Below are 25,781 nucleotides of genomic sequence, written 5' to 3'. Positions count from 1 at the left end.
CCTCAGGCACCGGGCTTGAGGTCGTACACGAAGACGACGTTCGGGTAGGCCGGGTTGTCGGTGTACCCCTGGACGGACTTGGCGAAGGCCCGCTGGTAGTTCTGCACGTACGGCACCGCCACCGCGGCCTTCTCGTTGATGATCTTGTTCTGCAGGTCGCCGTACGCCTTCTCCGCGGCCGTCTTGTCGGTCGCCGTGAGCGCCGGGAGCTCGTCGATCTCCTTGTCGATCCCCGCGTCCTTGAGGTACGAGAGATTGAACGAGATCGGCTCGGCGCTGTGGAACACGTTCACGAACCACGAGTAGGCGTCGGCGTAGTCCGGGTACCAGTACATGACGAAGATGTCCTGCCGCTTGGACGGGTCCTTCGCCTTGCCCTGGTCCCACTGGGTGGTCCACTGCAGCGGCTTGGCCGTGAGCTTCACGTTCAGCTTGTCGAGGGCCGAGCTGAGCAGCGTGACCAGCAGGTCCTGGTCGCTGTCGCCCTGCGCGTACGTCAGGGTGAGGTCGAGCCGCTTGCCGCCGGGGCCGTACCCGGCCTGCTTGAGCAGGGCCTCGGCGCCCGGGAGGTCCTGCTTCGGGGTCTGGCTGGTGGAGTAGCCGAGCAGGCCCTCCGGCACCAGGCCGCTCGCCGCGACGCCGGAGCCCTTCATCGCGGCCACCAGGCCGTCGTAGTCGATCGCCTTCTGCACGGCCTGGCGCAGGCGCACGTCCTTGAGGGGGCCGCTCACGGTGTTGAACAGCGTGAGCAGGTTCTGGAACGACGGCGTCTGCGACGTCTGCACGGTCGGCGTGGAGCTGGCCTGCGCGAACAGCTGGGCGTTGAGCCGCTGCACGAACGTCACCTCGCCGCGCTGCAGCAGCTGCCACGCGGTGGTGAGCTCGGGCGTGACCCGGTAGGCGATCTTCTTGTAGTGCGGGCCGCTCCAGCCGCCCCAGTAGGCGTCGTACGCCTTGAGCGTGAGCTCGGTCTCCTGGCCCTTCTGCCAGCTGTCGATCGTGTACGGCCCGGAGCCGGCGTCGTGGCCCTCGCCGAACCACTTCTTCAGGTCGCCGGACTCGGCCGTCGTGTCGTAGATGTACGACGCGTAGCCCGCCGAGGCGATCAGGTCGAGCGGGGTCGGGTACTTGAGCGTGAACTCCAGCGTGGTGGGGCTCGGGGCCTCGATCTTGTCGACCGCGCCCCAGATGTAGGCCGCCCCCTGCCCGATCTTCATCGTGCGCTCGATCGAGGCCTTCGCCGCGGCCGCGTCGACCGGCTTGCCGGTGTGGAAGGTCGCGCCGGACCGCAGGGTGAACGTCCACTTTTTGCCGTCGGGCGAGGACGTCCACGAGGTGGCCAGCCGCGGCTCGGCCTTCTTCGTCTGCGGGTTGTACCGGGTCAGCGACTCGTAGATGTTCTCCATCGCGATGATCTCGTTGGAATACGAGCTCGCGGGGTCCCAGTCGGTGACGACGTCCAGGTTGGGCACGTAGACGAACGTCGCGTCGGCCGCGCTCTGGGACGCGCCCGGCTGGGGGGAGCCTTCCGCGCCGCGGACCTTCCCGCCGGCGCAGGCCGCGGCGGTGAGGGTCACGGCGGCCACGGCTCCCGCCGCGAGAAGACGCTTGTGCCAGCGCATGTGAGGGGGTTCCTTTCCTTTCACCGGGCTACCGGGCGAGGGGACCGGCGGCCTTGACGTGCAGGCGCACAGCGGGCTCAGGCAGGTAGCTGAGCGGGATCTCGCTGAGCTCGACGATCTCGACCGAGGCGGGGTCGGCCCCGGCGGCGACGGCCCGGGCGGCCGCCTCCTCCTTAGCTTTTTCGATCAATGTAGCCCTGCCGTTTCCCGCTCCGGCGGCGGGCACGATCGTTTCCAGCCGCCCGCTGGCGAGCGCGATGGCGGCCCCCACGGCGTTGGCCACCTCCGCGTGCTCCGGCCGGATCACCTCGGGCGCGCCGGGGATCCGCGGCGCCAGCAGGAACGCCCCGCCGCCGACCGCGACGAGCGGCAGGTCGGCCTTGCCGAGCGCCACCCGGTCGACCGCGTCGGCCACCAGGTCGTCGGCCCGCCGGACGGCCGCGGCCAGACGGTCGTGCCACTCCGCGGGCACCGCGTGGGCGCCGACCGACCCCCGCCCGGCCGCCACGGCGGCGTCGGTCATGGTGGGGGTCGTGCCGCCGAAGACGAGCGCCTCCCGCCCGATCCGGTAGCCGACCGAGCGCGGCTCCGCGCCGACGATCGTGCCGCCGCCCAGGGCGATGGACAGGATGTCGGGCATGCGGAAGTTGGTGGTGACGCCGCCGATCTCGACGGCCGCGGCCGACTCCCGGGGGAACCCGCCGACGAGCACGCCGAGGTCGGTCGAGGTGCCGCCCACGTCGGCCACGATCGCGTCCTTCACGCCGGACAGGTACGCCGCGCCGCGCAGGGAGTTGGCCGGGCCCGACCCGATCGTGAGCACGGGGTACCGCGCCGCGTAGTCGACCGCCATCAGCGTGCCGTCGTTCTGCGCGAAGAACGTCTCCACCCGCAGGCCCCTCGCCCGCAGGGCCTCCTGCAGCGCGCCGGTCACGTCGCGGGCCACGCCGTACAGGGCCGCGTTGAGGATGGCGGCGTTCTCCCGCTCCAGCAGCCCGAGCGAGCCGATCTCGTGGCTCAGGCTCACCGGGACCTCGCCCAGCTCGGCCTGGATGATCTCGGCGACCCGGTTCTCCTGGTCGGCGCTGGCCGGGCTGAAGACGCCGGTGACCGCGATCGCGTCGGCGGGGGTCGCCGCGAGGAACCGCCGCACGGCGTCCTCGTCGAGCGGGGCGATGGCCCGGCCGTCGACGAAGTGCCCGCCGCGGACGACGGCCGCCCCGGCCGACACCGTCTTGGCCAGGTCCTCCGGCCACTCGCTGAGCGGCGGCACGGACGTCGTCGCCGGGGCGCCGAGCCGCAGCACGGCCACCCGGCCGAGGGACCGCCGTTCGAGGATCGCGTTCGTGGCGTGGGTCGTGCCCAGCATCACCCGGGTGACCAGGCCGGGCTCGGGCAGCTCGCCAAGGACGGCGTCGAGCGCGGCCCGCAGCCCCTCGGTCACGTCCGGGCTGGTCGGCCGCTTGGCCTTGGCCACCACCCGGTCGGCCTCGTCGAGGACGACGGCGTCGGTGTTGGTGCCGCCGACGTCGATGCCGATCCGCAGCCTCGCGTCCGCCGCGATGGCGTGCTCGCTCATGCCCGCCCCGCGATCGTCTCGACGGGACGGTAGTCGAGGTCGTAGCCGAAGGCCCGCGGGCCGGCGGTCTCCAGGCCCTTGGGCGTGCGCCACAGCGGATCGCACGGCCAGGCGAGCACGGTCACCCGCTGACCGTAGCGCAGCCCCTCGGTCTGGATCGCCGTCGCCGCCTGGGTATCCACAACTGTGATCAAATCGGGCACCATCGCACGCACCACGCCGTCCTCGACGGCCACGAGGTTCTCGTTCTGGATCTCCAGCGTCAGCGTCCTGCCCCGGTCGTCGCCGGTTCCCTCGACCGTCACCGTGCCCCGGGCGAAGCCGCCGGTCGTCCGGCGTTCGAGGTCCGTCACCTTGCCGGTGAGCAGCCGTACGGCGCCGAGCTCGGCGGTCAGGGCCCCGAGCGGGTCCTGGGCGCCCTCGGTGGCCCGGCCGATCGCGAGGGCGCGGGTGACCGTGCCCTCGATCACCGCGCCCGCGCACTCCTTTGCGGTCAGCACGTAGTCGGCCATGAGCGCGCTCGACCCGGAGGCCACGCAGACGGCCCGCGCGATGGCCTCCGACCACAGGCCGTCGACCGGGCGGATCGTGACGACGTTGCCCACGGCGTCCGACATGATCACGAGGTTGGCCGGGATGCCGGCCACGTACAGGGACACCATCTGGACCTCGGGGAAGGCCCGGCCCATCGCGTCGGCGTCGAGCAGCGGCAGGCCGAGCCGCGCGGCCCAGGCCACCGGGGCCACGCCGTTGGCGCCGCCGATCTCGGAGGACATGACGGCCGCCGGGCCCCGGCCGAAGATGCGCTCGATCTCCTCCTTGATCCGGACCGGCTCGTCCTCGGCGTGGATCATCTCGTGGCTGACCGTCGGGGCGCCGATGCCGGACAGCGGCAGTACGAGCGCGTCGTCGGGAAGGTCGCCGAGGGTGACGAGGGGCACCTCTCCGCGCTCGCGGATCGCCCTGCGCGCGGCGATGGCACCGGAGCGGACGTCGCCGCCGCCCCCGGTTCCGAGCACGGCACAGCCGCGGGCGAGCGCGGCGACGTCGTCCAGTGTGATGCGGGCCTGCATGCGGGGAGCCTTCACCACCGGGCCGTCCCCGCTCAATGTGCCCCTGCGACACCGGTGCGGCATTTGTTGTCGTATCACGACAAAGGCCCATATGCCTTGTTTCAGGCGAGTTACCGGCCGTTGAACAGGGACGATACACCCCAGGAAACGCGAAAGGCCCGGAGGCGATCCTCCGGGCCCTTCGATCAGTAGCGGGGACAGGATTTGAACCTGCGACCTCTGGGTTATGAGCCCAGCGAGCTACCGAGCTGCTCCACCCCGCGTCGGCTCTACGAGACTATCCGTCCCGGCGGCGAGAGGCAAACCGGAGCCCCGCACCCGTGCCGGGTGCGGGGCTCCGGAACGACGACCGCGCAGGTCAGCCGCTCGGCGTCGGACTCGGGCTCGCCGGAGGGCTCGCGCTCGGGGACGGCGACGCCGTGGCCGGCGGAGTGGCCGGCGGGGTGGCGCCCCCCTGCTGCTGGAGCCGGCTCAGGTCGTCCAGCGCCTGCTTCAGCGCCGCCTGGGCCTTGCCGTACGCGTCCCAGTCCGGCGGGCTGTCCGACAGGGCCTTCTGGGCGTCGTCGTACGCCTGCTGGGCCCGCTGGGCCACCGCGGCCAGCGAGTTCGCGTTCGCCGGCGGCTGCTGCGGCTGCTGACCGGCAGGCGGCTGCTGCCCCGGCGGCGGCTGCTGCGGCTGCTGCGCCCCGCCGAAGACCTGGGCGAGTGCCTGGTCGAGGGTGTCGGCCGACCCCACCTTGTCGCCGAACATCACCAGTACCCGGCGCAGGATCGGGTACGGCTCCTGCCCGGCTCCGGCGGGCGCCTGCACGTAGACCGGCTCGACGTAGACCAGGCCGCCGGCGAACGGCAGCGTCAACAGGTTGCCGTAGAGGATCTGCGCCTTTCCGAGGCCCAGGATGTTCAGCTCCCCGGAGAACCGGTTGGTGAACGTGTTCTGCACCTGGCCGGGACCGGGAATGGTCGTGCTCGCCGGCATGCGCAGAAGCTGCAGCTTGCCGTAGTCGGGGCCGGGGGTGGCGTCGACCGCCATGAATGCGGCCAGGTTGCCGGGCCCCTTCTGCGGCACGAACGTCGTGGTGAGGGAGAACGACGCGGCCTCCGCGCCCGGCATCTTGACCGAGACGAAGTACGGCGGCTGCTTGATGTTCTTCTCCGACGGGTCGTCCGGGACGTTCCAGAAGTCCTGGTTGCCGTAGAAGGACGGGGCGTCGGAGATGTGGTAGCTGGACAGGATGTCGCGCTGCACCTTGAACAGGTCCTCCGGGTAGCGGAGGTGCTCCTGGAGCTGCGGGCTCATCCGCTCCTTCGGCTGAACGAGGCCCGGGAACGCCTTCTCCCAGGACTTCAGCACCGGGTCGCCCGAGTCCCACTCGTAGAGCGTCACCGTGCCGTCGTAGGCGTCGACCGTGGCCTTGACCGAGTTGCGGATGTAGTTGATCTGGTCGCGCGGCTGCGGGGTGATGGCGCCGGGGTTGGTCGCCGTGTCCCGGATCATGTCCGACAGGCTCCGGCTCTGCGAGTACGGGTACTCGTCGGCCGTCGTGTACCCGTCGATGATCCAGACGATCTTGCCGTCCACGATGGCCGGGTAGGGGTCGGAGTCGAGCGTGAGGAACGGCGCCACCTTGGCCACCCGCTCGGCCGGGTTCCGGTCGTACAGGATCCGGGACTGGCTGTTGATGTCGCCCGACAGCAGCAGGTTCTTCTCGCCGTACTTGATGGAGTAGAGCAGGCGGTTGAGCAGGCCGCCGATGGGCACCCCGCCCTTGCCCGTGTAGGTGGTGTTCACCTGGCCGGTGCGGTCGTTGCCCGGGTAGTCGAGCTCCTTGGAGCCGCTCGGCGCGATGACGTAGTCGCTGCCGCGCTCGCCGAAGTAGACGCGGGGCTCCTTGAGGCCGGCCGACGTCACGAGCGGGCCGGTCACCGGCATGTCCTTCGCGTCGAAGTCGGGCAGGCCCTGGGAGGTGACCTTGTTGCCGGGGGCCGCGACGAAGCCGTACCCGTGGGTGTAGACGAGGTGGCGGTTGATCCAGTTGTCGAACTGGGGGCCGGTCAGCTCACGGACGGCGACGATATGGTCGCTCACCGAGCCGTCGGCCGCCTTGTAGCGGTCGACGTCGAGGGAGTCGGCGAAGTCGTAGTAGCCCTTGACCCGCTGCTCCTGCTGGAAGGTCTTGGCGACCAGCGCCGGGTCGAGCAGGCGCACCCCGGAGACGGTCTTGTCGTTGGCCGCCTCGCCCTGGTCGGGGGTGCCCTGCGCCTGGTACGGCACGACCTTCACATCCGCCACGCCGTACGCCTCGCGGGTCGCGGCGATGTTGCGGCTGATGTACGTCGCCTCCTTGCCCTGCTGGTTGGGCCGGACCTGGAACTGCTCGACGAGCGCCGGGTAGACGCTGCCGATCAGGATGGCTGACAGGACCAGCAGGCCGAACGCGACGCCCGGCCACATGCCGCCGGGCCGCAGGACGCCGGCGAAGAAGATCAGGGCGCAGATCAGCGCGATGACCGCCAGGATGCCCTTGGCGGGCAGCACGGCGTTGACGTCGGTGTAGGAGGCGCCGTCGACGAAGCCGCGTGTGGAGAACACCAGCTCGTAGCGGTCGAGCAGGTACGCCAGGGCCTTGAGCAGCACGAACACGCCCAGCAGCACCGACAGGTGGGCGCGGGCCGCCCGGGTGGCGTGCAGTCCGCCGGGGGACTGGAAGCGGAAGCCGCCGTACAGGTAGTGGACGACCGCCGCGGCCAGGATCGACAGGATCACGGCCGTGAACAGGAAGTTGAGCACCATCCGCAGGAACGGATAGGTGAACATGAAGAACGACACGTCGAGGCCGAACTGCGCGTCCTTGGTCCCGAACGGCGTGGAGTTCACGAACAGCAGCCACGTCTTCCACTGCCCGGCCGTCGACGAGCCGGTGAACAGCGCCAGCACGCCCATGCCGATCAGGAAGACCAGCCGGCGGTGGGGGTCGAGGGCCATGCGGTAGCGGTCGGCCCCCTGGGGGCTGCCGAACATGCCCGGGCCGAACATGGGCCGGGTCCGGTGGGCGATCATCATGTTGCCGCCCACGACCGCCACCATCAGCGCCGCGCCCACCAGGAACAGCACGATCTGCGTGAACAGCAGGGTCGAGAACACCGACGTGAAGCCCACCGAGTCGTACCAGAGGAAGTCGGTGTAGATCCCGGTGAAGATGAGAAGTAAGACCACGAGCGCGACGACGGCGATCGTGACGGGTATGAGAAGTCTCGGCCGTCGGGGCAAGCGCATCGCCCGTCCGGCTCCGGGGCTCCGGAAGCTCAACGCCAACCCCTTGTCATAGAGCAACGGTCCGTGCTTGGAAACCTACACCGCGACAGCCGAGGTCGTGATCCGAGCATCGGGTTCATCCGAGCCGGTACGCCGTGCAAACGGCCACGTCACGCCGCTTCCCGCCGCCCGGCCGGGGTCGCCGGCGCCTCCGGTGGCCGGTCCAGGACAGCCACTCGCCGGGTTGTCCGGAAGTCAGGAGGCGGGGCAGGACGGCAGGTTCGCCGAGCCGCTGCGCAGCGCGTCCAGCGCCTTGATCGCGCCGTCGAGCGTGTCGACCTTGACCAGTCGCATGCCCGCGGGCACCGCCCGCACCGCGTCGGCGCAGTTGCCCGAGGGGGTGAGGAAGACGGTGGCCCCGGCCTTCCTGGCGCCGACCATCTTCTGCTCGATGCCCCCGATCGGGCCGACGACGCCCGTGGGGTCGATGGTGCCGGTGCCGGCCACCGACTTCCCGCCGGTGAGCGACCCCGGCGTGAGCTTGTCGTAGATCCCGAGCGAGAACATGAGCCCGGCGCTCGGGCCGCCCACCTCGCCCACGCTGATGTCGACCTTGAACGGGAAGCGGTACGCCGAGCGCATGCGGACCCCGACCACGGCGTGGCCGTCCGGGCCCTGCTTCGTGCCGACGACGACGTCGCTGGTGGTGGTTCCCCGCTTGACGGTGAACGTGACCTGCTCGCCCGGCTTGTGCTTCTGCACGGCCGCCGCCACCGACTCCAGCGCCCCGGCGGGGGCGCCGTCCACGGCCGTGATCTCGTCGCCGGGCTTCAGCCTGCCGTCCGCGGGCGCGCCCTTGTCGGTGGCCGCCACCGAGATCGTCTTCTGGATGGGGATCTTCAGCGCGTTCAGCGCGGCGGCGGTGGCCGACTGCTGCGAGTCGGTCATCTCCTGGGTGTTCTGCTCCTCGACCTCCTTCGCGGAGGACGTCCTCGGGAAGAGCGTCTCCTCCGGGACGACCGCCACCGTCGGATCGAGCCAGCCGCGCAGGGCCGTGACGAGGTCGAGCCGGTTGTCCGGGCCGCCCTGGTAGGCGACCGTGACCAGGCTGAGCCTGCCGTCGGTGGGGTAGGTCTCGTGGCCCGAGATGCTGATCACGGGCTTGCCCTTGACGTCCCCGATCGTGTTCTCGGTCGGGCCGGGGCTCAGCACCACGTACGGCACCGGGAGCACGGCGCCGACGACCGCGAGCGCGAGCGTGAGGAAGCCCGCCACCAGCAGGGTCAGGGAGCGTCGGGACATGGTCGAACTCTATGCCGTCCGCGCGGCGCTAATCGCAGGCCCCGACCCACTCGGCGTCGCCGTCGGCGAAGATTTGGTGCTTCCAGATCGGCACCTCGCGCTTGAGGTCGTCGATCAGCCGGCGGCAGGCGTCGAACGCCTCCCCGCGGTGCGGGCAGGCCGCGGCCACGATCACGGCGATCTCGCCCAGCCGCAGGTCGCCGACCCGGTGGACGGCCGCGAGCGCGGTCGCCTGGTGGTCGGCCGCCACCTTCTCCGCGACCCGGCGCAGGTGCTCCTCGGCGGACGGGTGGGCCGAGTAGGTGAGCAGCGTCACCGGCCGGCCTCCGTCCTGCTCGCGGACCGTGCCGACGAAGACCGCCGTGCCGCCGGCCGCGTGGTCCCCCACGGCCGCCATGACCTCGTCGACGGACAGCGGGGTGTCGCGGATGCCCAGCAATCGGATGACGTCCACGCCCCGAGGGTATTACGCCCGGTCCCGTCGCCGCCCGCCACCCGCCGCTCGCGGGTGGCGTCAGGCGCGGCGCTCGCGGCGGGCGCCCGAGCCTCGGAGCGGGCGGCGTCAGGTGCGGCGCTTGCGGCGGGCGGCGCGGACGATGGCGGCCGTGCCGATGACGGCGACGGTCGCGCCGGCGGCCGTGATCGTGGCCTCCTTGCCCGACAGGCGCCGGCCGACGACGGCGTGCCTGCCTTCGCGGAGCTCCAGCAGCTCGCGCAGCGCCGCCTCGTTGGTCCAGGTGGGCTTCCACCCGGCCTCGCGCAGCGACGCCCCGTCGACCACCCACGGGTAGACGACGTAGTGGAGGTCCGTGGCCGGGGCCGGGGTGACCCCGAGGCGGTGCAGCCGCTGGGCCGTGCCGAACGTCAGCGCGGCGGGCAGCTCGAACCGGCGCAGGCCGGAGATCTCCTCGACCTGGTCCATCTCCAGCCACCCCTCGGAGCCGACCGCGACGACGCCGCCGACCTTCCCGAGCGCCGCCGCCTCCAGCGCGGAGACCAGATCGTCGATGTGGCAGAACTGCCAGCGCGGCAGGCAGCCCTTCACCACGAGCAGCCGGGGCGCCTCGAAGTGGCGGGTGACGACCGTGTCCACGCCCGGCCCGACCAGGGCGGCGGGCCGCAGGACCGTCACCTCCAGGCCCGGGTGCGAGCGCAGCGACCGCCGGACGAGGGCCTCGATCTCCAGGTGGTCGCCGACCATGCCGGTGTCCGGCTCGGCGGCGACGGGGGCGTCCTCGGGCAGCGGGACCGGGTTCTCGGCGGCCGCGCCGTACACCATGGCGCTCGTCACCAGCACGACCCGGCGGACGCGGGCGGCGGCGCAGGCCGTGAGCACGGTCTGGGCCGCCCGCAGGTTGTACCGGCGGCGCTCGGCCGGGTCGGTGTCGAGCGACTCGTCGGTGCCCAGGTGGACCAGGACGTCCACGTCCGAGATGCGGTTCGCCAAGAGCGGATCGCGGATGTCGAGCACCCTCCAGGTGACGTCCGGGACGTCGCCCCGTTGCTCGTCGATCGCCACGACGCGGCGGAAATCCGCAGACGAGGCCACTCTCGTGAGGAACGCCCTGCCTGTTCCGGAGGCGGCGCCCGTGACGGCGACGACGGGCGAGCGGAGGCGTTTCGAGGTAGGCACGAGGTCCTCACTTTGCACTGATCCGCCCCGCGGCGGATAACGTGGCGGATGTGGACTCCTCCATCCTGCACGAGGTGGCGCGGTGACTGACCTGCCAGGTCGCGAAAACGACCCCAACGACAATCCGTTCGCCATGTTCGGCAGCCCGGAGCAGATCGCCGCGGCCATGCGGCAGTTCGCGGACATGCTGTCCGCCTCGCCGGACGCCGGACCCGTCAACTGGGAGATGGCGAAGAACATCGCGAGGCACGCGGTGGTCGCCGAGGGCGACCCGAGCGTCATGGAGGGCGAGCGGCGCCAGATCGTCGAGGCCCTCAACCTGGCCGACCTGTGGCTGAACGAGGTGACGACGCTGCCGAGCGGCGTGGTCAACCCGCAGGCGTGGAGCCGGTCGGAGTGGATCGAGAAGACCGTGCCGGTGTGGAAGCAGCTCGCCGACCCGGTCGCCGCGCGCATGGTGGAGACCATGGGCGGCACGCTCGGCGCGTCCGGGCTGCCCCCCGAGGCCCAGGCCATGGCGGGGCCGCTGATGGGCATGCTCAAGCAGATGGGCAGCATGATGGTCGGCCAGCAGATCGGCCAGGCCCTCGGCTCGCTCGCCCGCGAGGTGGTCGGCTCCTCCGACATCGGGCTGCCGCTGTCCGACACGGCCGCGCTGCTCCCCGGCGGCGTCGCCGCGTTCAGCCAGGGACTCGAGACGCCCTCGGACGAGATCAGGCTCTACCTGGCGCTCCGCGAGGCGGCGCACCACCGGCTGTTCCAGCACGTCCCGTGGCTGCGGGCGCACCTGCTCGGGGCCGTGGAGGAGTACGCCCAGGGGATCACGGTGGACGTGTCCGCCCTGGAGGAGAAGCTCCAGGGGCTCGACCTGAGCAACCCGGCCCAGATCCAGGAGGTCCTGGGCGGCGGCGAGCTGCTCAAGCCCGAGGAGACCGAGCGGCAGAAGGCGGCGCTGAGCCGGCTGGAGACCGCGCTCGCGCTGGTCGAGGGCTGGGTCGCCACCGTGGTGGACGCCGCTGCCGACGGCAAGCTGCCGTCCGCGACGGCGCTCGCCGAGACCGTGCGGCGGCGCCGGGCGACGGGAGGCCCCGCGGAGCGGACCTTCGCCACCCTGGTCGGCCTGGAGCTGCGGCCCCGGCGGCTGCGCGAGGCCGCGGCGCTGTGGAAGGCGCTGGCCGACGAGCGCGGCGTCGAGGGCCGCGACGCCGTGTGGGGCCACCCCGACCTCATGCCCAATGCCGAGGACCTCGACGACCCGGGCCGGTTCGTCAAGGGCGAGGCCGAGTTCGACCTGTCCGGCCTGTCCGACCTCGAGGAGCCCGAGCAGCCGGGCGAGGAGGACGGCCCCCGCGACGCCGGCTGACCCGGTGCGGGGCCGGACGGGCGCGCGGCGGGCGTGTCGCCGGGGGTGGGTAGGCTGCGCCGGTGAGCCTGCATCGTGACGCGCACGCCGTACTGGCCGGGTGGACCGCGCCGACTCCCGACGAGGAGGCCCTCCGCGCCGAGTTCGTGGCCCACCTGGAGGCGTACGAGAACGGGATGTGGCGCGAGTGCGCGCCCGGCCACCTGACGGCGACGACGGCGGTCCTGTCGCACGACGGCACGAAGGTGTTGCTGACCCTGCATCCCAAGGCCGGGATGTGGCTGCCGATGGGCGGGCACTGCGAGGTCACGGACGCGACGCTCGCCGGGGTCGCCCTGCGCGAGGCGACCGAGGAGTCCGGCATCCCCGGGCTCGTGCTGCTCGACGGGCCGCTCGCCCTCGACCGGCACAAGGTCTGGTGCCACCCCCCGCACAGCTGGCACCTCGACGTGGAGTACGGCGCGATCGCCCCGCCCGGCGCCGAGGCGGTGATCAGCGACGAGTCGCTCGACCTGCGCTGGTTCCCCGTGGACGGGATCCCCGAGCTGAGCGACGAGGCCACCCGGCGGCTGGCCAGGCGTGCCCGCGCCCTCCTCACCGCCGCCTGAGTCCCGGCCGGTTCTGCACGGAACACGCACATCGGCCTCACGACGGCTTTCGCGGCCGCTGGCTAGGGTCGAGATCATGACCACCGAGGCGGACGTCGGCGGCGAGATCGCCGCTCCCCCACGCGGGCGGCTGCGCGTGTCCCGGCCGCTCGCCTGGGCGGTCGTGGCGCCGGTCGCGTTCTGGGCCGTGGCCCGGCTGGCCGGGCTCGACCGCGGTCCGGTGATCGTCGAGCTCATGACGGCCACGCCGTACGTCGCCCTGGTGTCGCCGTTCGCGGCGCTGGCGGCCGTGGCGGCGCGCAGCCGGGCCGCGATCGCGACGGCGGTGGCGGCGGCCGTGCTCCTCGGGTGCGCCGTGCTGCCGCGCGCGTTCGCCTCCACGCCCACGGCGACCGGTCCCGCGCTGCGGATCCTCACCGTCAATCTGTTCTTCGGCAACGGCGACGCCCCGACCGTCGTCGACCTCGTACGGCGCCTGCGTCCCGACGTCCTCACCACCCAGGAGCTCGACCCGGACGAGGTCGCGGCCCTGGACGCGGCCGGGATCGGCGCGCTGCTGCCGTACCGCGACGTCGAGGAGGGGTACGGCCCGGAGGGCAGCGGGATCTTCTCCCGTCTCCCGCTGACCGACCTGCCGGACTTCGCGCCCGAGGGCGGCCACCACATGCCGGCGGCGAGGCTCACCCTGCCCGGCGGCCGGGCCGTGGAGATCGTCGACGTGCACACGCTCGCGCCGCTGGGGCCGGACGTGGCCGCCTGGACCGCCGACCTGAGGTCACTGCCGGCGCCCGCCTCCGGGGCCGTGCGCGTGCTGTCCGGCGACTTCAACGCCAGCCTCGACCACGCGGCGCTGCGCGACGTGCTGGCCAAGGGGTACGCCGACGCGGCGGACGAGACGGGGAACGGCCTGCTCGCCACCTGGCCCGCCAACAAGCGGATGCCGCCGTTCATCACCATCGACCACGTGCTGGTGGACCGGCGGGCGTCGGCCGTCGCCACGAGCGTGCACGCCGTTCCGGGCACCGACCACCGCGCCCTCTTCGCGGAGCTGCGTCTGCCCGGGCCGTGAGGCGTGCCCTCATCCGGGACGGGCCGGCGTCTCCCGGGCCTCCACGAGGTCGAGGAAGGCCCGCCCCGGGAGGGAGATCCGGCCGCGGTGCCAGACGAGCGCCGTCGAACGCCGCAGGCCGGGATCGCGCAGCCCGGCGATCACGAGCTCCCGCCGCGTCCGCCGCGCCGCCGACCGGGGGAGGACGGCGACGCCGAACCTGTGGGCGACGAGATCGGCCACACTGTGCAGGTCGTCGGTCTCGGCCTCGACCCGGGGGACGAACCCGGCCTCGGCGCAGGCACTCTCCAGGACGTCCCGAAGGCCAGAGCCCTCGACCAGCGTGACGACGGGCTCGTCGCGCAGCTCGCGCAGCGACAGCTCCGAGGCTCCCGCGAGCCGATGGCCTGGGGCTAGGGCGACGACGAGCGGCTCGTCCTCGAGGTCCTGGGCGGCGAGCACGGCGGGAAGCCGCTGACCCGCCGGCCCCGCCGGCAGCCGCCCGCCCACGAGCCCGATGACCGCGGCGTCCAGGACGCTCCCGGCCACGGCCGCGGTGAGGTCCTGCGGATCGCCGGTGCGGAGCGTGAGACGCACCCGGGGGTGGCGGCGGCGGAAATCGGCCAGCCGCTCCGTCAGCCAGTCGGGCGGGCAGGGGACGGCGCCGATCGCCAGCCGCCCCGTCAGCTCCCCGCGCAGCGAGCTGACGGCGTCCTTCCCGGCACCGGCCGCCTCCAGAGCGGCGCGCGCGTGCGGGAGGAACGCCTCCCCCGCCGGGGTCAGCCGCACGCGCCGTTCCGATCGGTCGAACAGCCTGTCTCCGAGCTCGCGCTCCAACTGCGCGATCTGCTGGCTGATCGCCGGTTGGGCGACGTGGACCCGCACGGCGGCCCGGGTGAAGCTCCCCTCCTCGGCCGTCGCCACGAAGTAGAGCAGCTGGCGCAGCTCCATAAGCGTTCCTTATAGGTAGTCAGTTCATCCATATCTTGGACTTCTGCGTCGGCAGGCCGCAAGGTGAAGTCATGAGCACGGCGCCCCCGCCGTCCCGGATACCGGAGGAGTCCCGATGAGCGCGAGCACCACACCCCGGCGGCCGGCCGAGCCCTCGGTGCACCAGCAGGCCCTGCTGGTCTGGGCCGCCGTCCTGCCCACGCTGAGCGTCCTGCAGTTCGTCCTCGGCGGGCTTCTCCGCGGGCTTCCGTCGTACGCGCAGCCCCCGATCATGGCGACGCTGACGGTCCCGATCGTCGTCTACGTGCTGGTGCCGCGGCTGCGACGGCTGTCCTCCCGCCTGAGGAAGGGATGAGGACGGCCGGACGCCGGTGCGCGTCCGGTCCGAGTCGAGCCGCCCGTACGGCGCCTGATCGACGGCGTCGTGTCAGGTGAGCAGGGCGCGGGTGTTGTCCCAGCCCTCCAGGCCGAGGTCGAGCCGGGCGACGTCCGCCGGAGCGCGGAGGCGGTGCCAGCCGGGACCGGTGGCGACCATGCGGCGCCCGGGGGCCCGGCCGCGGAGCGTCCCGACGAGGTCGGGCTCGTCGAAGTCGGGCGTGGCCCAGCCGGGCAGCGGCAGCCGGGCCGCGACGGCGGCGGCTCCACCGCCCTCGGCGGGGCAGACGGCGACCGGCGCGCGGCCGAGCTCGCGGAACAGCTTGCCGATCAGCAGCGGCGGCAGGTCGGGGGCGTCGCCGCTGACCACCACCCCCTCGTCGGCGGACGGCAGGGCGGCGAAGGCGTCGGCCGGGGAGCCGATCTCGATCACCGGCGTGCCCGGCCAGGCGATCTCGTCGAGCCCCGGGACGCCCACGGAGAGGATCACCGGCCGGACCAGCTCCAGCCCGGCGACCATCTCGTAGGTGTCCTCGGCGACGGCCAGGAGGAATTCGCCGGGGTCGACGCCCGGAGGCGCGCCGCCGGCCATCCCGGCCGAGACCAGGACCGCGGCGACACGGCTCAACACTCCTCCGTCGAGCCGTTGGCCGCCATCGAGTAGCCCTCGAGGAATCCCCTGGCACGTTCCGCGCGCGGGTAGCGCTCGACGAGGGCCCAGAACCGGGGGCCGTGACTCGGGACGAGCAGGTGGACCAGCTCATGCATGATCACGTAATCTACGACCCAGGCGGGCATGCCCCGCAGCCGGGCCGACAGCCTGATCGTGCCGTGGTCGGGCGTGCAGGATCCCCAGCGGTGCAACTGGTTCTCCACCCAGCGCACGCTCGTCGGGATGGCCCGTCCGTCCAGGTAGCGCGCCGACAGCTCCATCGCCCGGTCGAGCAAATCGTCGTCGCTGGGGCGTTTTCGCTGCTCCTTGGCCGCGAGGCGGTCGAGCATGCGGCGCACCCACTGCTCCTCGTCGGTCGTGCTCAGACCAGCCGGAAGCAACACGATGGTTTTGTCGCCATCGCGGTACGCGGAAACGGTTCGCCGCCGTCGTGCGCTCCGACGAACCTCGACTGTCTCGGGGGGCACATATGAAAGGTAGCCGACACGCGCCGAATTCCACAGGGGGTGATACACGTTCTCCCTGGTCAATCGGGCGAACATGACCTTGCGGGCGTGAAAACGTCGCGATTCCGGTTGTTCAGCGGCAACGAACACCCCGGTAATTATCCACAGCCCCGATGGTTTCCAATCCCGGGCGGCCCTGGCTGTGACAAGGTCTGGCGACTATGAGACCCCGTGTGAAGCCCGCCCTGCGGCGCGTCGAGCGCGACGGCCGCACCCTCCAGTTCGGCGTCCACCCGCTCCGCGCCGTCGTGCTCATCGACGTCGAGCCGCCCGTACGGCGCCTGATCGACGGCCTCGACGGCACGCGGACGCTCCGGCAGGCCGCGGCCGAGGGCGGCCTCGACGAGGGGTCGGCCCGCGAGGTGGTCGACCGGCTCGCCGAGCGCGGCCTGATCGAGGACGCAGCCGTCCGGCCCGACGCCCTCGCCGGGCTGACCGTCGCCGAGCGCGACCGGCTCCGGCCCGACCTCGCGCGGCTGTCCCTCACCTCGTCCGACGGCGGCATGCGGGCCATGGCCGCCAGGCGCGCCGGACGGGTCCGGATCTACGGCGCGGGGCGGGTCGGCGCGCAGGTGGCCGCATTGTTCGCCGCCGCGGGCGTCGGCCATGTGTGCGTCGTCGACCCCGGCGCCGCCCGGCCGGAGGATCTCGCGCCCGGTGGCCTCGGCCGGGTGGCGCTCGGCGGGTCGCGGGAGGACGCCGCCGTCGCGCTCCTTCGGGAGATCGCGCCGGGGATCACCGCGTGGCCGGGCCGCTCGGCGTCCCGGCTGGGGGATCACGCGCCCGGGCCCGACCTCGTGGTCCTGGCCCCCGTCGGCCCACTCGACCCGGTCCTCGTCCGCGACCTGGTCACGGGGGGCGTCCCCCATCTGCTGGCGGCCGCGTTCGAGGGGCACGGCTGCGCCGGCCCGCTCGTCGTCCCGGGGGTCACGCCCTGCCTGCGGTGCCTCGACCTGGTCCGCCGCGACCGCGACCCGTCCTGGCCGGCTGTGGTCGCGCGGCTCGGCGGCTACCCGCCGGGCGAGATCGCGTGCGACGTCGCGCTCGCGTCGCTGGTCGCCGCCCAGGCCGCGGCCCACGCGCTCGACTACCTCGACCGCGGCGAGGTGCCGGGCAGCACATGGGACGTGGCCCCCGGCTGGCACTGGCGCCGCCGCACCTGGCAGCCGCACCCCGAGTGCGACTGCCGCGCCGCCTCCCGCGCCGGTCTTCCCCCGGCGCCCGAAGCCGAAGCCGCGTGACCCCGAGAACGGACAGGAGCGGAGGCCGGTGACCGAAGCCGCGTGATCGAGAGCGGAGGCCGCGTGAGCTGTGCTGCCGGTGAGGCGGAGGAGGCGGGATTCCCCGGACGACCTCCGTTTGTCCGCCCTCCTCAAGTCAAGACGAACGGAAATTGTGGTCGAAAGCACTCGTCATCGCCGACAATGGGGAGGTGAGTGACCTTCCCCACCGTGCCGTGACCCGCTCGGCCAAGCTCGCCACGCTCCCCCTGGGGTTCGCCGGCCGCACCGCGCTCGGGCTGGGCAGACGGCTCGGGGGCGCTCCGGCGGAGCGGGTGGCCCAGGAGATCCAGCAGCGGACGGCCGACCAGATCTTCAAGGTCCTCGGCGAGCTCAAGGGCGGCGCCATGAAGCTCGGCCAGGCGTTGTCGATCTTCGAGGCCGCGCTGCCTCCCGAGATCGCCGGCCCGTACCGCGCCACACTGACCCGGCTGCAGGACGCCGCGCCGCCGCTGCCGGCGGCGACCGTCCACCGGGTCCTCGCCGAGCAGCTCGGCGACGACTGGCGGGAGAACTTCCGGGAGTTCGACGACGCTCCCACGGCCGCCGCGTCCATCGGTCAGGTCCACCGCGCGGTCTGGCACGACGGCCGCCCGGTGGCCGTGAAGATCCAGTACCCGGGCGCCGGCAAGGCGCTGATCGCTGACTTCAACCAGCTCGCGCGGCTCGGCAAGCTGTTCGGGGCGATGCTGCCGGGCCTCGACATCAAGCCGGTCCTCGCCGAGCTCAAGGAGCGGGTGGCCGAGGAGCTCGACTACCTGAAGGAGGCCGAGGCCCAGCACGCCTTCGCCCAGGAGTTCCGGGACGACCCCGACTTCCACGTGCCCGACGTGATCGCCGCCAACGAGCAGATCCTGGTCAGCGAGTGGATGACCGGCACCCCGCTGTCCCGGATCATCACCGACGGCACTCAGGAGGAGCGCAACCGGGCCGGACTGCAGCTCGTCCGGTTCCTGTTCAGCTCCCCGGCCCGGGTGGGCATGCTGCACGCCGACCCCCACCCCGGCAACTTCCGCGTCATGGAGGACGGCCGGCTCGGCGTGCTCGACTTCGGCGCCGTCAACCGGCTGCCCGACGGCTACCCCGTCGTCTTCGGCACGCTGACCCGGATCTTCAACCAGGGCGACATGGAGGCCGTGGTGCGGGGGCTGCGCGAGGAGGGGTTCATCCGCCCGCACATCGAGGTCGACGCCGACGCCCTCCGCGCGTTCCTCGCGCCGTACGTCGAGCCGACGCGGGTGGAGGAGTTCACCTTCAGCCGGGAGTGGCTGCGGCAGCAGGCGGCGACCGCCGCCGACCTGCGGCCCACCAACGTGGTGCGCCAGCTCAACCTCCCCGCGTCGTACGTGCTGGTCCACCGGGTCCACGCCGCCGGCGTGGGCGTGCTCTGCCAGCTCGGGGCGACGGCCCGGTTCCGCGACGAGGTCGTCCGCTGGGTGCCCGGCTTCGCCGACGACGACCCGGGCGACCCGGAGGGCAGCACCCTCGCCCTGGTGTGACGACGGCGTGATCCCGGCGGGGCAGCATGAGGCCATGGCCAGGATCAAGGACATCGTGATCGACTGCGGGCACCCCGCGTCGCTCGCCCGTTTCTGGGCGGCCGCGCTGGACGGCTACCAGGTCGCCCCGTACGACGACGCCGAGCTGGAACGGCTGCGCGCCGCCGGGATCGACGACCCCGAGGACGACCCGACCGTGCTGGTGGAGGCGGGCCCCGGCGTCACCCCCCGCATCTGGTTCCAGCGGGTGCCGGAGGGCAAGACCGGCAAGAACCGCGTCCACATCGACGTGGCCTGCGACGACCTCCACGCCGAGATCGCCCGGCTGACCGCCCTGGGGGCGCGGGAACTGGGCACGTACGACCACTGGGTGACGCTCGCCGACCCGGAGGGCAACGAGTTCTGCGTGCTGCGCCCCTGACGGAAAACAACCGGACGACCCCACAACACGGAGAAGGCCCGGGCCATCAGGCCCGGGCCTTCGTCGTTCACTCGTCCGCGAGCCTCGCGGAGGTCAGGCCGTCCCGCCTGATCGAGGTCACCGGTCGTGAGCGGGTGTCAGATGCGCGACAGCGCGGAGCTCAGGCGCGCGGCGGCGCGCTCGGCCTGCCGGCGCGCCTTGCGCACGCTCCTGACCCTGCTGGCGATCCGCTCCTCCTCCGCCTCCCGGTGGAGGGTTCGTATTCGCTCGTGGACCAGTTCTTGATGCAGATACAGGGAGGTAGCCGGGGAGATGTTCATCTGAGTAGGTCCTTCCGGATTGATGCTGTTCGTACGGTGGTTCAGGCAGCGACGGGGGACTTGCGCGGGCGCCCCCTCGGCCGCTTGCGGGGAACGACGACCCCCCGCAGGATCAGCTCGCCGCCCCAGACGCCCCATGGCTCCTCGCGCTCCAGCGCGCGGGCCAGGCAGGCCTTCTGGATCGGGCAGCCTCCGCAGAGCGCCTTGGCGAACTCCACGTCCTCGGGAGACTCGGCGAACCACAGGTCGGGCTCGGTACGGCAGGGGATTTCGGCTTCGATCAGGTCCATGACCGGGGCCGCCATCTGCGTCACCTCTTCGATTGGGTCTGGTCTGGTTGTCCTCGTGGCGGGTGGATTCGTGGCCGACAAAAAAGAAGGCCGCGGATCCTGTGCGGATCCGCGGCCTGGAAGAGGTGACCGGTCAGGTTGTGACTGGTTCTCTCCAGGCGTAACGCGGACCCTGCACTCCGCCATTGGCGGTGCGGTTGGTCTGCTCATCGCTCACCGGCCGGTCCGTACGGACCGGGAGGTAGGCGGGCGTGCCGTGGCCGGCCACGCCGGCCATGGCGCCGGCGAAGGCCGAACCGCGCCCCGTCAGGGACGGGACATCGGCACGGATGGCGGCGTCGGCGATCGGCAGTTTCACCTGCGCGACGGCGGCGACCGGGCATGCGGAAGCGAGCCACGGCGTGGCAAACGTGATCGTGGTCATGTTCCTCACTGGACTCACCTCCGATTCCTCTCGATGGTCGGACGGGACCGTCCGACCGGCTTGGTCAAGACCCTAAACGTGCGGCGGCAGGGTGGGCAACCTATTTTCTACCTGCGATTTTCACGACTTCGTGACACCGTCGCTCACCCGGATCATGCACTCCTGAACCACCGACACCGCCAGTTGCCCGGAGGCCGTGAACATCTGCCCGCGCGCCAGCCCGCGGGCGTTCCCCGACCACGGCGACTCCTGGGCGTACAGCAGCCATTCGTCGGCCCGGAACGGCCGGTGGAACCACATCGCGTGGTCGAGCGACGCCCCGGTCACGTTGGACGCGCCCCAGGCCATGCCGTGCGCGAGCAGCACGGTGTCGACCAGCGTGAAGTCCGACGCGTAGGCCGCGAGCACGATGTGCAGCAGCGGGTCGTCGGGCAGGTCGGCGTCGTACCGGAACCAGACGTGGTTCTCCGGGCTGATCAGGCTCGGGTCGCGGTACGCCTCCCACGGCAGCGCGTTCACATAACGCGAGTCGACCGGCCGGGGCCGCGACAGCCACTCGCGCAGCGCCGGCTCGTCCCCCAGCGCGGTGAGCATGCGCTGCTGGAAGGTCGGCAGGGTCTCCGGCTCGGGGACGGCGGGCATGACGGCCGCCTGGTGGCTGACGCCCTCCTCGTGGATGTGGAACGACGCCGACATCGAGAAGATCGCCTTGCCGTGCTGGATGGCGGTGATGCGCCGGGTCGTGAACGAGCGCCCGTCGCGCACGCGGTCGACGTTGTAGATGATCGGCACGGCCGGGTCGCCGGGCCGGATGAAGTAGGCGTGCAGCGAGTGGACCATCCGGTCGCCGGGGACCGTGCGACCGGCGGCGACCAGCGCCTGGGCCGCGACCTGGCCGCCGAAGACCCGCTGGATGCGCTCCTCGGGGCTGCGCCCCCGGAAGATGTCGAGCTCGATCTGCTCCAGGTCGAGCAAGTCCAGCAGCTCCTTGAGAGCCGAGTTCACGGGGGCCTCCAACAACGGGGATATTACTCGCCGGTAACACTATCGGCGCCGCGGCACAGCTCGAGCACCGCGTCGCCGTACCGCTCAAGTTTGACGCGTCCGATGCCGGCGATCGCGAGCAGGTCCTCCTCCGAGGTCGGCACCCGTTCCGCGATCGCCTGCAGGGTCACGTCGGTGAACACGACGTACGCCGGCACCTTGGCCTCCTTGGCGGCCCCCGTCCGCCACGCCCTGAGCCGCTCCAGCAGCGCCTCGTCGTAGTCCGCCGGGCAGGTCGCGCAGCGGCCCAGCTTCTGCTCCGCGGCGACCGCGAGCGTCTTGCCGCAGATCCGGCAGTGGAGCGGCGCGGCCGGCTTCTTCCCCCGTGCGGCGGTCCGCTCGGGCCTCGCGACGCCGGTCGTGCGGTGCGACAGCCCGTCGAGGAACCGCGACGGCCGGCGGGCCCGGCGGCCGCCCGGCGAGCGGGCCAGCGCCCAGGACAGGTGGAGGTGCTCGCGCGCCCGGGTGACGCCCACGTACAGCAGGCGGCGCTCCTCCTCGACCTGGTCGGGCGTCTCGGCGTACACGATCGGGACCATGCCGTCGGTGAGGCCGACGAGGAAGACGGCGTCCCACTCCAGGCCCTTGGCCGCGTGCAGCGAGGCGAGCGTGACGCCCTCGACGGGCGGCGCGTGCTGCTCGCTCGCCCGCCGCTCCAGCTCGGCCACGAAGCCGCCGAGCGTGCCGCCCTCGGAGGCCATGTCCTCGGCCAGCTCGGCGAGGGCGCGCAGGGACTCCCACTTCTCCCTGGCCTTGCCGCCGCCCGGCGGCTCGGGGGTGAGCCCGATCCCGGACAGGATCGCGTGGACGGCGGGGGCCAGCGGCTCCCCCTCGTCGGCCGCCCGCGCGGCCCCGCGCAGCAGCACCACGGCCTGGCGCACCTCGGGCCGCTCGAAGAAGCGCTCCGCCCCGCGCAGCTGGTACGACACGCCCGCGTCCGCGAACGCCTGCTCGTACGCCTCCGACTGGGCGTTGACGCGGAACAGCACGGCGATCTCCCGGGCCGGGACGCCGTCGGCCATCAGCTTCTTGACCGTCAGCGCGACCCCGAGCGCCTCGGCGCCCTCGTCGTCGTACTCGGTGAAGACGGGCTCGGGACCGGCAGGCCGCTGGGCGACGAGCTCGAGCCGGTGCGGCGAGCGGGCCATGATCCGGTTGGCCATCGTGACGACCTGCGGCGTCGAGCGGTAGTCGCGCACGAGGCGGATCACGGCGGCCGAGGGGTGCTCGACCGCGAAGTTGGTCAGGTAATGGGGGGTGGCGCCGGTGAACGAGTAGATCGTCTGGTTGGGGTCGCCCACCACGCACAGGTCGTCGCGCCCGCCGAGCCAGGTGTCGAGCAGCAGCTTCTGCAGCGGGTTGACGTCCTGGAACTCGTCGACCACGAAGTAGCGGTACTGCTGGCGGATCTGGCCGGCGACCTCCCGGTGCTCGGTCATCACGGCGGCCGTGAGCTCCAGGATGGTCTCGAAGTCGATGAGGTTGCGCTGGCGGCGCAGCGCCTCGTACCCCTCGTACAGCCGGGCCACCTCCTCCGGCGCGATGGGAGGGGTGCGCCGGGCCTTGACCGCGGCGGCCGGGTAGTCCTCCGGGCCTACCTGGGTGACCTTGGCCCACTCGATCTCGCTCGCCACGTCGCGCAGCTCGCCCCGGTCGGGGTTCCTGCGCATGCGGCGGCACGCCTCGACGAGCAGCGGCAGCTTCGACTCCACGACCTGCGGGGTGTCGCCGCCGATGACGCGCGGCCAGAAGTAGCTGAGCTGCCGCAGGGCCGCCGCGTGGAAGGTGCGGGCCTGCACGCCGGACGCCCCGAGACGGCGCAGCCGCTGCTTGAGCTCGGCGGCCGCGCGCGTGGTGAAGGTCACGGCGAGCACGCCCTGCGGCTCGACCACCCCGGTCTGGACGGCGTAGGCGATCCGGTGGGTGATGGCCCGCGTCTTGCCGGTGCCCGCGCCGGCCAGCACGCAGACCGGGCCGCGCACCGCCTGGGCGACCTCGCGCTGCTCGGGATCCAGACCCTCCAGGACGTCCAAGGGGTGCTCCCAACATGCGATGCGGAGGACATTACTGGCATCATCCTTCCAGCAGCCGACGGGACCTGTCCCGGGGACGGTCGGCGCGACGGCGACATCGGGGAGGAACGGAGCCGTGAGGACAGCCGTGACCACAGCGGTGAGGGCGGCGTTGGGGGTCGGGGCGCTGGCGCTCGCGGCCGTCGTGGCCGCCCCGGGGAGCGCGGGCGCCACCACGGCCGTCGCGGCCATGCACGCCGATCCGGCCCCGGGCGCGACGGCCTCCCCCACCCCCTCGGCGAGCCCCTCCCCGAGCGCCTCGGCGTCCGCGACGGCGGACGTCAGGATCAGGACGTTCGCGTACGGGTCGCACGCCCGGCAGCGCATGGACGTCTGGTGGCACACCGAAGGCGCGCGCAGACCGGCCGTCTTCGTGATCCACGGCGGCTGGTGGTCCGGCGGCGACAAGAAGTACATGACGCAGGTGAGCCGCAGCTACTCCCAGCTCGGGTACACGGTCGTGAACATCGACTACCGGCTCTCCGGCGACGCCCCCTGGCCGGCCCAGCGGAGCGACGCCCTCGACGCGATCACCACCGTCCGCCGCCACGCCGCGCTGTTCAACACCGACCCCGACCGCTACGTGGTGGTCGGCTTCTCCGCCGGCGGGCACATCGCCACCGCCGTCGGGACGTACGGCGACGGCCTGCCGGGCCTGCGCGGGATCGTCGGGGTCTCGCCCGTGGTCTCGCCCCTGGCGGCGTACGCCGACGGCGAGCCGGGCGTCGGCGGCGCGGAGCAGCGCAAGCTCCGCGCGGCCGCCGTGGCGCTGGCCGGCGGCTGCACGCCCGACCAGTGCCCGAAGACGTGGTCGAGCATGGAGGTGCCGTTCCACGCGTCGCCCGGGGACGCCCCGGTCTTCACCGTCCACTCGGAGAACGAGTTCGTCCCGCCGTACGAGAGCGAGGCGCTCAAGCAGGCCCTCGCCGAGGTGGGCGTGCCCATGACGATCAAGACGATGCCGGGCGTGCAGCACAGCGCGCCGCTCTACCGCGAGCGGGGCGTGGCCGAGGCCGTCGACGCGTGGATCGTGGCCCGCCTCGGCCACTGAGCCGCGGCGGGCGCCGGGCCGGGGCCGGGGGCCTCGGGGCGTGGGGTCGGCGCCCGACATGACAGGGGTCCCGTACGGGAACACCCTGCGGGGAGGCGGTGTTTGCAGGACTGCTCGGCATTACCGGCCTCGGCGCACGGAAGGAACGAACATGGCGCTCACGGTCTACACCGCGACCTGGTGCGGTCCCTGTAAGCGACTCAAGAGCCAGCTGACCCGCGAGGGCATCGCCTACAGCGAGGTCGACGTCGAGAGCGACCCCGATGCGGCCGCGTTCGTCATGAGCGTCAACAACGGCAACCGGGTCGTGCCCACCGTGGTGGCCGACTGCCACACCATGACCAACCCGTCCGTCGCCGAGGTCAAGCGCCACCTCCAGGGCGCCTGCTGAGCCTCCCGGCGTCAGCCGTCGAGGTCGGCGATCGGGCCCCCGTACCAGGTCTCGATGAGCCTGCGGGCGATCGAGACCTGGCCGGGCAGGCGAAGCTCCCCCGACTCCACCTGGGCGGTGAGCTCCTCCCGCGACAGCCAGCGCGCCTCGGCGATCTCCTCGTGGTCGGGGCGCAACTCGGTCGTGGCGGCCCGTGCCACGAACCCCAGCATCAGGCTGCGGGGGAACGGCCACGGCTGGCTGCCCATGTAGCGGGGCGCGGTGACCGCGACCCCGACCTCCTCCAGGACCTCGCGCACCACCGCGTGCTCCAGCGACTCCCCCGGCTCGACGAACCCGGCCAGGACGGACATGCGGCCCTCGGGCCACTCCGGGCCGCGCGCCAGCAGGACGCGGTCGTCGTCGTCGTGGATCAGCATGATCACCGCCGGGTCGACCCGGGGGAAGTGCTGGCTGCCGTCCCTGGGGCAGACGCGCATGTGGCCGGAGGCCGTGATCTCCGTACGGGTGCCGCAGCGGGGACAGTGCTCATGGCTCGCGTGCCACGCCTCCAGGGCCACGGCGTAGACGAGCAGCCCGGCGTCACGGTCGTCGAGCAGGACCGCCGCGTTCCTGAGGCCCGCCGCCTCGCCGGGCGGCAGCGGCGCCCGGACCGCGAAGTAGGGCACGCCGTCGTCGTCGACGCCGAGCAGGTAGCGGGGGCCCTCGGGAGCCTCGGCGGGGGCCATCAGCACCAGCGCGGCCCCGTCGGTGAACCGGCGGATCAACGTCTGCCCCTCGTGGACCAGCAGGACGCGCGTCTTCTCCGCGGCCCACGCCCGCTCCAGCCACGCCTCGTCGCCGCGCAACCCCGCCGAACGGTCGATGGCGCTGCGCGCCAGGAGCAGAGGGCCGAGCAGTCCGTCCGAGATTTCCACGGCGTCATCCTTCCACGGGTGGCTCAGGGAACAACGCCGGTCCCCGGGCGGATTCCCCGGCGCGAGGGCCGGCCACGGGGATA

General features: G+C 72.6%; 25 protein-coding genes and 1 tRNA gene. 9 read left to right on the top strand and 17 right to left on the bottom strand.

Translation table 11 applies throughout. From position 1 onward, the window contains the following. Positions 1 to 2: 2 nt before the first annotated feature. The 8 genes from Mco01_RS18205 to Mco01_RS18170 all read right to left on the bottom strand — a co-directional run bounded on the left by Mco01_RS18205 (position 3) and on the right by Mco01_RS18170 (position 10,465). Positions 3 to 1,622 (bottom strand): ABC transporter substrate-binding protein, encoded by a 1,620-nt coding sequence (locus Mco01_RS18205; protein WP_204058046.1) that lies wholly within the window; start codon positions 1,620 to 1,622, stop codon positions 3 to 5. Positions 1,623 to 1,650: 28 nt separating this feature from the next. Beyond that, the gene (locus Mco01_RS18200; RefSeq protein ID WP_204058045.1) at positions 1,651 to 3,201 is read right to left on the bottom strand and encodes a hydantoinase/oxoprolinase N-terminal domain-containing protein; all 1,551 of its coding nucleotides are present in this window, start codon (positions 3,199 to 3,201) and stop codon (positions 1,651 to 1,653) included. Continuing rightward, on the bottom strand, positions 3,198 to 4,292 hold the full coding sequence (locus Mco01_RS18195; RefSeq protein WP_239103712.1) for an S-methyl thiohydantoin desulfurase family protein: 1,095 nt from the start codon (positions 4,290 to 4,292) through the stop codon (positions 3,198 to 3,200). Before Mco01_RS18195 ends, Mco01_RS18200 begins: the two co-directional genes overlap by 4 nt. Positions 4,293 to 4,463: 171 nt before the next feature. Beyond that, positions 4,464 to 4,537: transfer RNA gene (locus tag Mco01_RS18190), tRNA-Met, on the bottom strand. A 95-nt stretch (positions 4,538 to 4,632) separates the two neighbouring features. Continuing rightward, complete coding sequence (locus Mco01_RS18185; RefSeq protein WP_239103720.1) at positions 4,633 to 7,551, bottom strand: UPF0182 family membrane protein; 2,919 nt, start codon at positions 7,549 to 7,551, stop codon at positions 4,633 to 4,635. Between the two features lie 234 nt (positions 7,552 to 7,785). After that, positions 7,786 to 8,832 carry a YlbL family protein gene (locus tag Mco01_RS18180; protein ID WP_204058044.1) on the bottom strand — a complete coding sequence of 349 codons (1,047 nt, stop codon included), beginning with the start codon at positions 8,830 to 8,832 and terminating at the stop codon, positions 7,786 to 7,788. 28 nt (positions 8,833 to 8,860) lie between these two features. Then, positions 8,861 to 9,286 carry a molybdenum cofactor biosynthesis protein MoaE gene (locus Mco01_RS18175; RefSeq protein WP_036332206.1) on the bottom strand — a complete coding sequence of 142 codons (426 nt, stop codon included), beginning with the start codon at positions 9,284 to 9,286 and terminating at the stop codon, positions 8,861 to 8,863. A 108-nt stretch (positions 9,287 to 9,394) separates the two neighbouring features. Then, positions 9,395 to 10,465, bottom strand: a complete 1,071-nt coding sequence (locus Mco01_RS18170; protein ID WP_239103711.1) for an NAD-dependent epimerase/dehydratase family protein — start codon at positions 10,463 to 10,465, stop codon at positions 9,395 to 9,397. A gap of 82 nt (positions 10,466 to 10,547) precedes the next feature. Between Mco01_RS18170 and Mco01_RS18165 the strand changes: the two genes are divergently transcribed. The 3 genes from Mco01_RS18165 to Mco01_RS18155 all read left to right on the top strand — a co-directional run bounded on the left by Mco01_RS18165 (position 10,548) and on the right by Mco01_RS18155 (position 13,505). Then, the gene (locus Mco01_RS18165) at positions 10,548 to 11,828 is read left to right on the top strand and encodes a zinc-dependent metalloprotease (RefSeq protein WP_372444867.1); all 1,281 of its coding nucleotides are present in this window, start codon (positions 10,548 to 10,550) and stop codon (positions 11,826 to 11,828) included. Positions 11,829 to 11,890: 62 nt separating this feature from the next. Then, on the top strand, positions 11,891 to 12,436 hold the full coding sequence (locus Mco01_RS18160) for an NUDIX hydrolase (RefSeq protein ID WP_204058042.1): 546 nt from the start codon (positions 11,891 to 11,893) through the stop codon (positions 12,434 to 12,436). Between the two features lie 76 nt (positions 12,437 to 12,512). Next, positions 12,513 to 13,505: an endonuclease/exonuclease/phosphatase family protein gene (locus Mco01_RS18155; RefSeq protein ID WP_204058041.1), complete on the top strand. Its 993-nt coding sequence runs from the start codon at positions 12,513 to 12,515 to the stop codon at positions 13,503 to 13,505. 9 nt (positions 13,506 to 13,514) lie between these two features. Here the strand turns inward: Mco01_RS18155 and Mco01_RS18150 are convergent, their stop codons facing one another. After that, entirely contained in the window at positions 13,515 to 14,435 is a 921-nt protein-coding gene (locus Mco01_RS18150; RefSeq protein ID WP_204058040.1) for a LysR family transcriptional regulator, read from the bottom strand. 115 nt (positions 14,436 to 14,550) lie between these two features. Here Mco01_RS18150 and Mco01_RS18145 point away from each other — a divergent pair, with 115 nt between their 5' ends. Continuing rightward, the gene (locus tag Mco01_RS18145) at positions 14,551 to 14,790 is read left to right on the top strand and encodes a putative antibiotic biosynthesis monooxygenase (RefSeq protein ID WP_204058039.1); all 240 of its coding nucleotides are present in this window, start codon (positions 14,551 to 14,553) and stop codon (positions 14,788 to 14,790) included. A gap of 72 nt (positions 14,791 to 14,862) precedes the next feature. On the opposite strand, the gene Mco01_RS18140 is transcribed toward Mco01_RS18145, so the two are convergent. Together Mco01_RS18140 and Mco01_RS18135 are read right to left on the bottom strand one after the other, a co-directional pair. Next, positions 14,863 to 15,438, bottom strand: a complete 576-nt coding sequence (locus tag Mco01_RS18140; RefSeq protein WP_204058038.1) for a hypothetical protein — start codon at positions 15,436 to 15,438, stop codon at positions 14,863 to 14,865. Further along, a complete protein-coding gene (locus Mco01_RS18135) occupies positions 15,435 to 15,950 on the bottom strand; it encodes a M48 metallopeptidase family protein (protein WP_204058089.1) in 516 nt (171 codons plus the stop codon). Before Mco01_RS18135 ends, Mco01_RS18140 begins: the two co-directional genes overlap by 4 nt. Before the next feature lie 200 nt (positions 15,951 to 16,150). Here Mco01_RS18135 and Mco01_RS18130 point away from each other — a divergent pair, with 200 nt between their 5' ends. The 3 genes from Mco01_RS18130 to Mco01_RS18120 all read left to right on the top strand — a co-directional run bounded on the left by Mco01_RS18130 (position 16,151) and on the right by Mco01_RS18120 (position 19,189). Next, positions 16,151 to 17,230 (top strand): ThiF family adenylyltransferase, encoded by a 1,080-nt coding sequence (locus tag Mco01_RS18130; protein ID WP_204058037.1) that lies wholly within the window; start codon positions 16,151 to 16,153, stop codon positions 17,228 to 17,230. Between the two features lie 191 nt (positions 17,231 to 17,421). Further along, complete coding sequence (locus tag Mco01_RS18125) at positions 17,422 to 18,768, top strand: ABC1 kinase family protein (RefSeq protein WP_036332214.1); 1,347 nt, start codon at positions 17,422 to 17,424, stop codon at positions 18,766 to 18,768. 34 nt (positions 18,769 to 18,802) lie between these two features. After that, positions 18,803 to 19,189 carry a VOC family protein gene (locus Mco01_RS18120; protein ID WP_204058036.1) on the top strand — a complete coding sequence of 129 codons (387 nt, stop codon included), beginning with the start codon at positions 18,803 to 18,805 and terminating at the stop codon, positions 19,187 to 19,189. Positions 19,190 to 19,326: 137 nt separating this feature from the next. On the opposite strand, the gene Mco01_RS18115 is transcribed toward Mco01_RS18120, so the two are convergent. The 5 genes from Mco01_RS18115 to Mco01_RS18095 all read right to left on the bottom strand — a co-directional run bounded on the left by Mco01_RS18115 (position 19,327) and on the right by Mco01_RS18095 (position 23,300). Next, entirely contained in the window at positions 19,327 to 19,509 is a 183-nt protein-coding gene (locus Mco01_RS18115; protein WP_204058035.1) for a hypothetical protein, read from the bottom strand. Between the two features lie 41 nt (positions 19,510 to 19,550). Next, a complete protein-coding gene (locus Mco01_RS18110) occupies positions 19,551 to 19,814 on the bottom strand; it encodes a WhiB family transcriptional regulator (protein ID WP_030507395.1) in 264 nt (87 codons plus the stop codon). 118 nt (positions 19,815 to 19,932) lie between these two features. After that, entirely contained in the window at positions 19,933 to 20,223 is a 291-nt protein-coding gene (locus Mco01_RS18105) for a hypothetical protein (RefSeq protein ID WP_204058034.1), read from the bottom strand. Between the two features lie 120 nt (positions 20,224 to 20,343). Further along, entirely contained in the window at positions 20,344 to 21,228 is an 885-nt protein-coding gene (locus tag Mco01_RS18100; RefSeq protein ID WP_084370246.1) for an acyl-CoA thioesterase, read from the bottom strand. Positions 21,229 to 21,251: 23 nt separating this feature from the next. Then, a complete protein-coding gene (locus Mco01_RS18095) occupies positions 21,252 to 23,300 on the bottom strand; it encodes an ATP-dependent DNA helicase UvrD2 (RefSeq protein WP_239103710.1) in 2,049 nt (682 codons plus the stop codon). Between the two features lie 127 nt (positions 23,301 to 23,427). On the opposite strand from Mco01_RS18095, the gene Mco01_RS18090 reads away from it, so the two are divergent. Beyond that, the gene (locus tag Mco01_RS18090; protein WP_239103709.1) at positions 23,428 to 24,390 is read left to right on the top strand and encodes an alpha/beta hydrolase; all 963 of its coding nucleotides are present in this window, start codon (positions 23,428 to 23,430) and stop codon (positions 24,388 to 24,390) included. A gap of 151 nt (positions 24,391 to 24,541) precedes the next feature. Continuing rightward, on the top strand, positions 24,542 to 24,781 hold the full coding sequence (locus Mco01_RS18085; RefSeq protein WP_204058032.1) for a mycoredoxin: 240 nt from the start codon (positions 24,542 to 24,544) through the stop codon (positions 24,779 to 24,781). A gap of 11 nt (positions 24,782 to 24,792) precedes the next feature. Here Mco01_RS18085 and nudC read toward each other — a convergent pair whose 3' ends face one another. Next, a complete protein-coding gene (nudC, locus tag Mco01_RS18080) occupies positions 24,793 to 25,698 on the bottom strand; it encodes an NAD(+) diphosphatase (protein WP_204058031.1) in 906 nt (301 codons plus the stop codon). Between the last annotated feature and the right edge of the window lie 83 nt (positions 25,699 to 25,781).

The organism is Microbispora corallina (assembly GCF_016863035.1).
In the GTDB taxonomy this organism is placed as follows: Bacteria; Actinomycetota; Actinomycetes; order Streptosporangiales; family Streptosporangiaceae; genus Microbispora; species Microbispora corallina.
Note: the sequence above shows the minus strand (reverse complement) of the source record. Positions and strands in the feature narration are given on the sequence as shown.

Bases quoted from the DNA above. Each gene is read 5' to 3' on its own strand.
- Mco01_RS18130 (WP_204058037.1), top strand. From the start codon at position 16,151: ATGAGACCCCGTGTGAAGCCCGCCCTGCGGCGCGTCGAGCGCGACGGC.
- Mco01_RS18115 (WP_204058035.1), bottom strand. From the start codon at position 19,509: ATGAACATCTCCCCGGCTACCTCCCTGTATCTGCATCAAGAACTGGTC.
- Mco01_RS18205 (WP_204058046.1), bottom strand. From the start codon at position 1,622: ATGCGCTGGCACAAGCGTCTTCTCGCGGCGGGAGCCGTGGCCGCCGTG.
- Mco01_RS18110 (WP_030507395.1), bottom strand. From the start codon at position 19,814: ATGGCGGCCCCGGTCATGGACCTGATCGAAGCCGAAATCCCCTGCCGT.
- Mco01_RS18085 (WP_204058032.1), top strand. From the start codon at position 24,542: ATGGCGCTCACGGTCTACACCGCGACCTGGTGCGGTCCCTGTAAGCGA.
- Mco01_RS18200 (WP_204058045.1), bottom strand. From the start codon at position 3,201: ATGAGCGAGCACGCCATCGCGGCGGACGCGAGGCTGCGGATCGGCATC.
- Mco01_RS18185 (WP_239103720.1), bottom strand. From the start codon at position 7,551: ATGCGCTTGCCCCGACGGCCGAGACTTCTCATACCCGTCACGATCGCC.
- Mco01_RS18155 (WP_204058041.1), top strand. From the start codon at position 12,513: ATGACCACCGAGGCGGACGTCGGCGGCGAGATCGCCGCTCCCCCACGC.
- Mco01_RS18105 (WP_204058034.1), bottom strand. From the start codon at position 20,223: ATGACCACGATCACGTTTGCCACGCCGTGGCTCGCTTCCGCATGCCCG.
- Mco01_RS18120 (WP_204058036.1), top strand. From the start codon at position 18,803: ATGGCCAGGATCAAGGACATCGTGATCGACTGCGGGCACCCCGCGTCG.
- Mco01_RS18180 (WP_204058044.1), bottom strand. From the start codon at position 8,832: ATGTCCCGACGCTCCCTGACCCTGCTGGTGGCGGGCTTCCTCACGCTC.
- Mco01_RS18150 (WP_204058040.1), bottom strand. From the start codon at position 14,435: ATGGAGCTGCGCCAGCTGCTCTACTTCGTGGCGACGGCCGAGGAGGGG.
- Mco01_RS18145 (WP_204058039.1), top strand. From the start codon at position 14,551: ATGAGCGCGAGCACCACACCCCGGCGGCCGGCCGAGCCCTCGGTGCAC.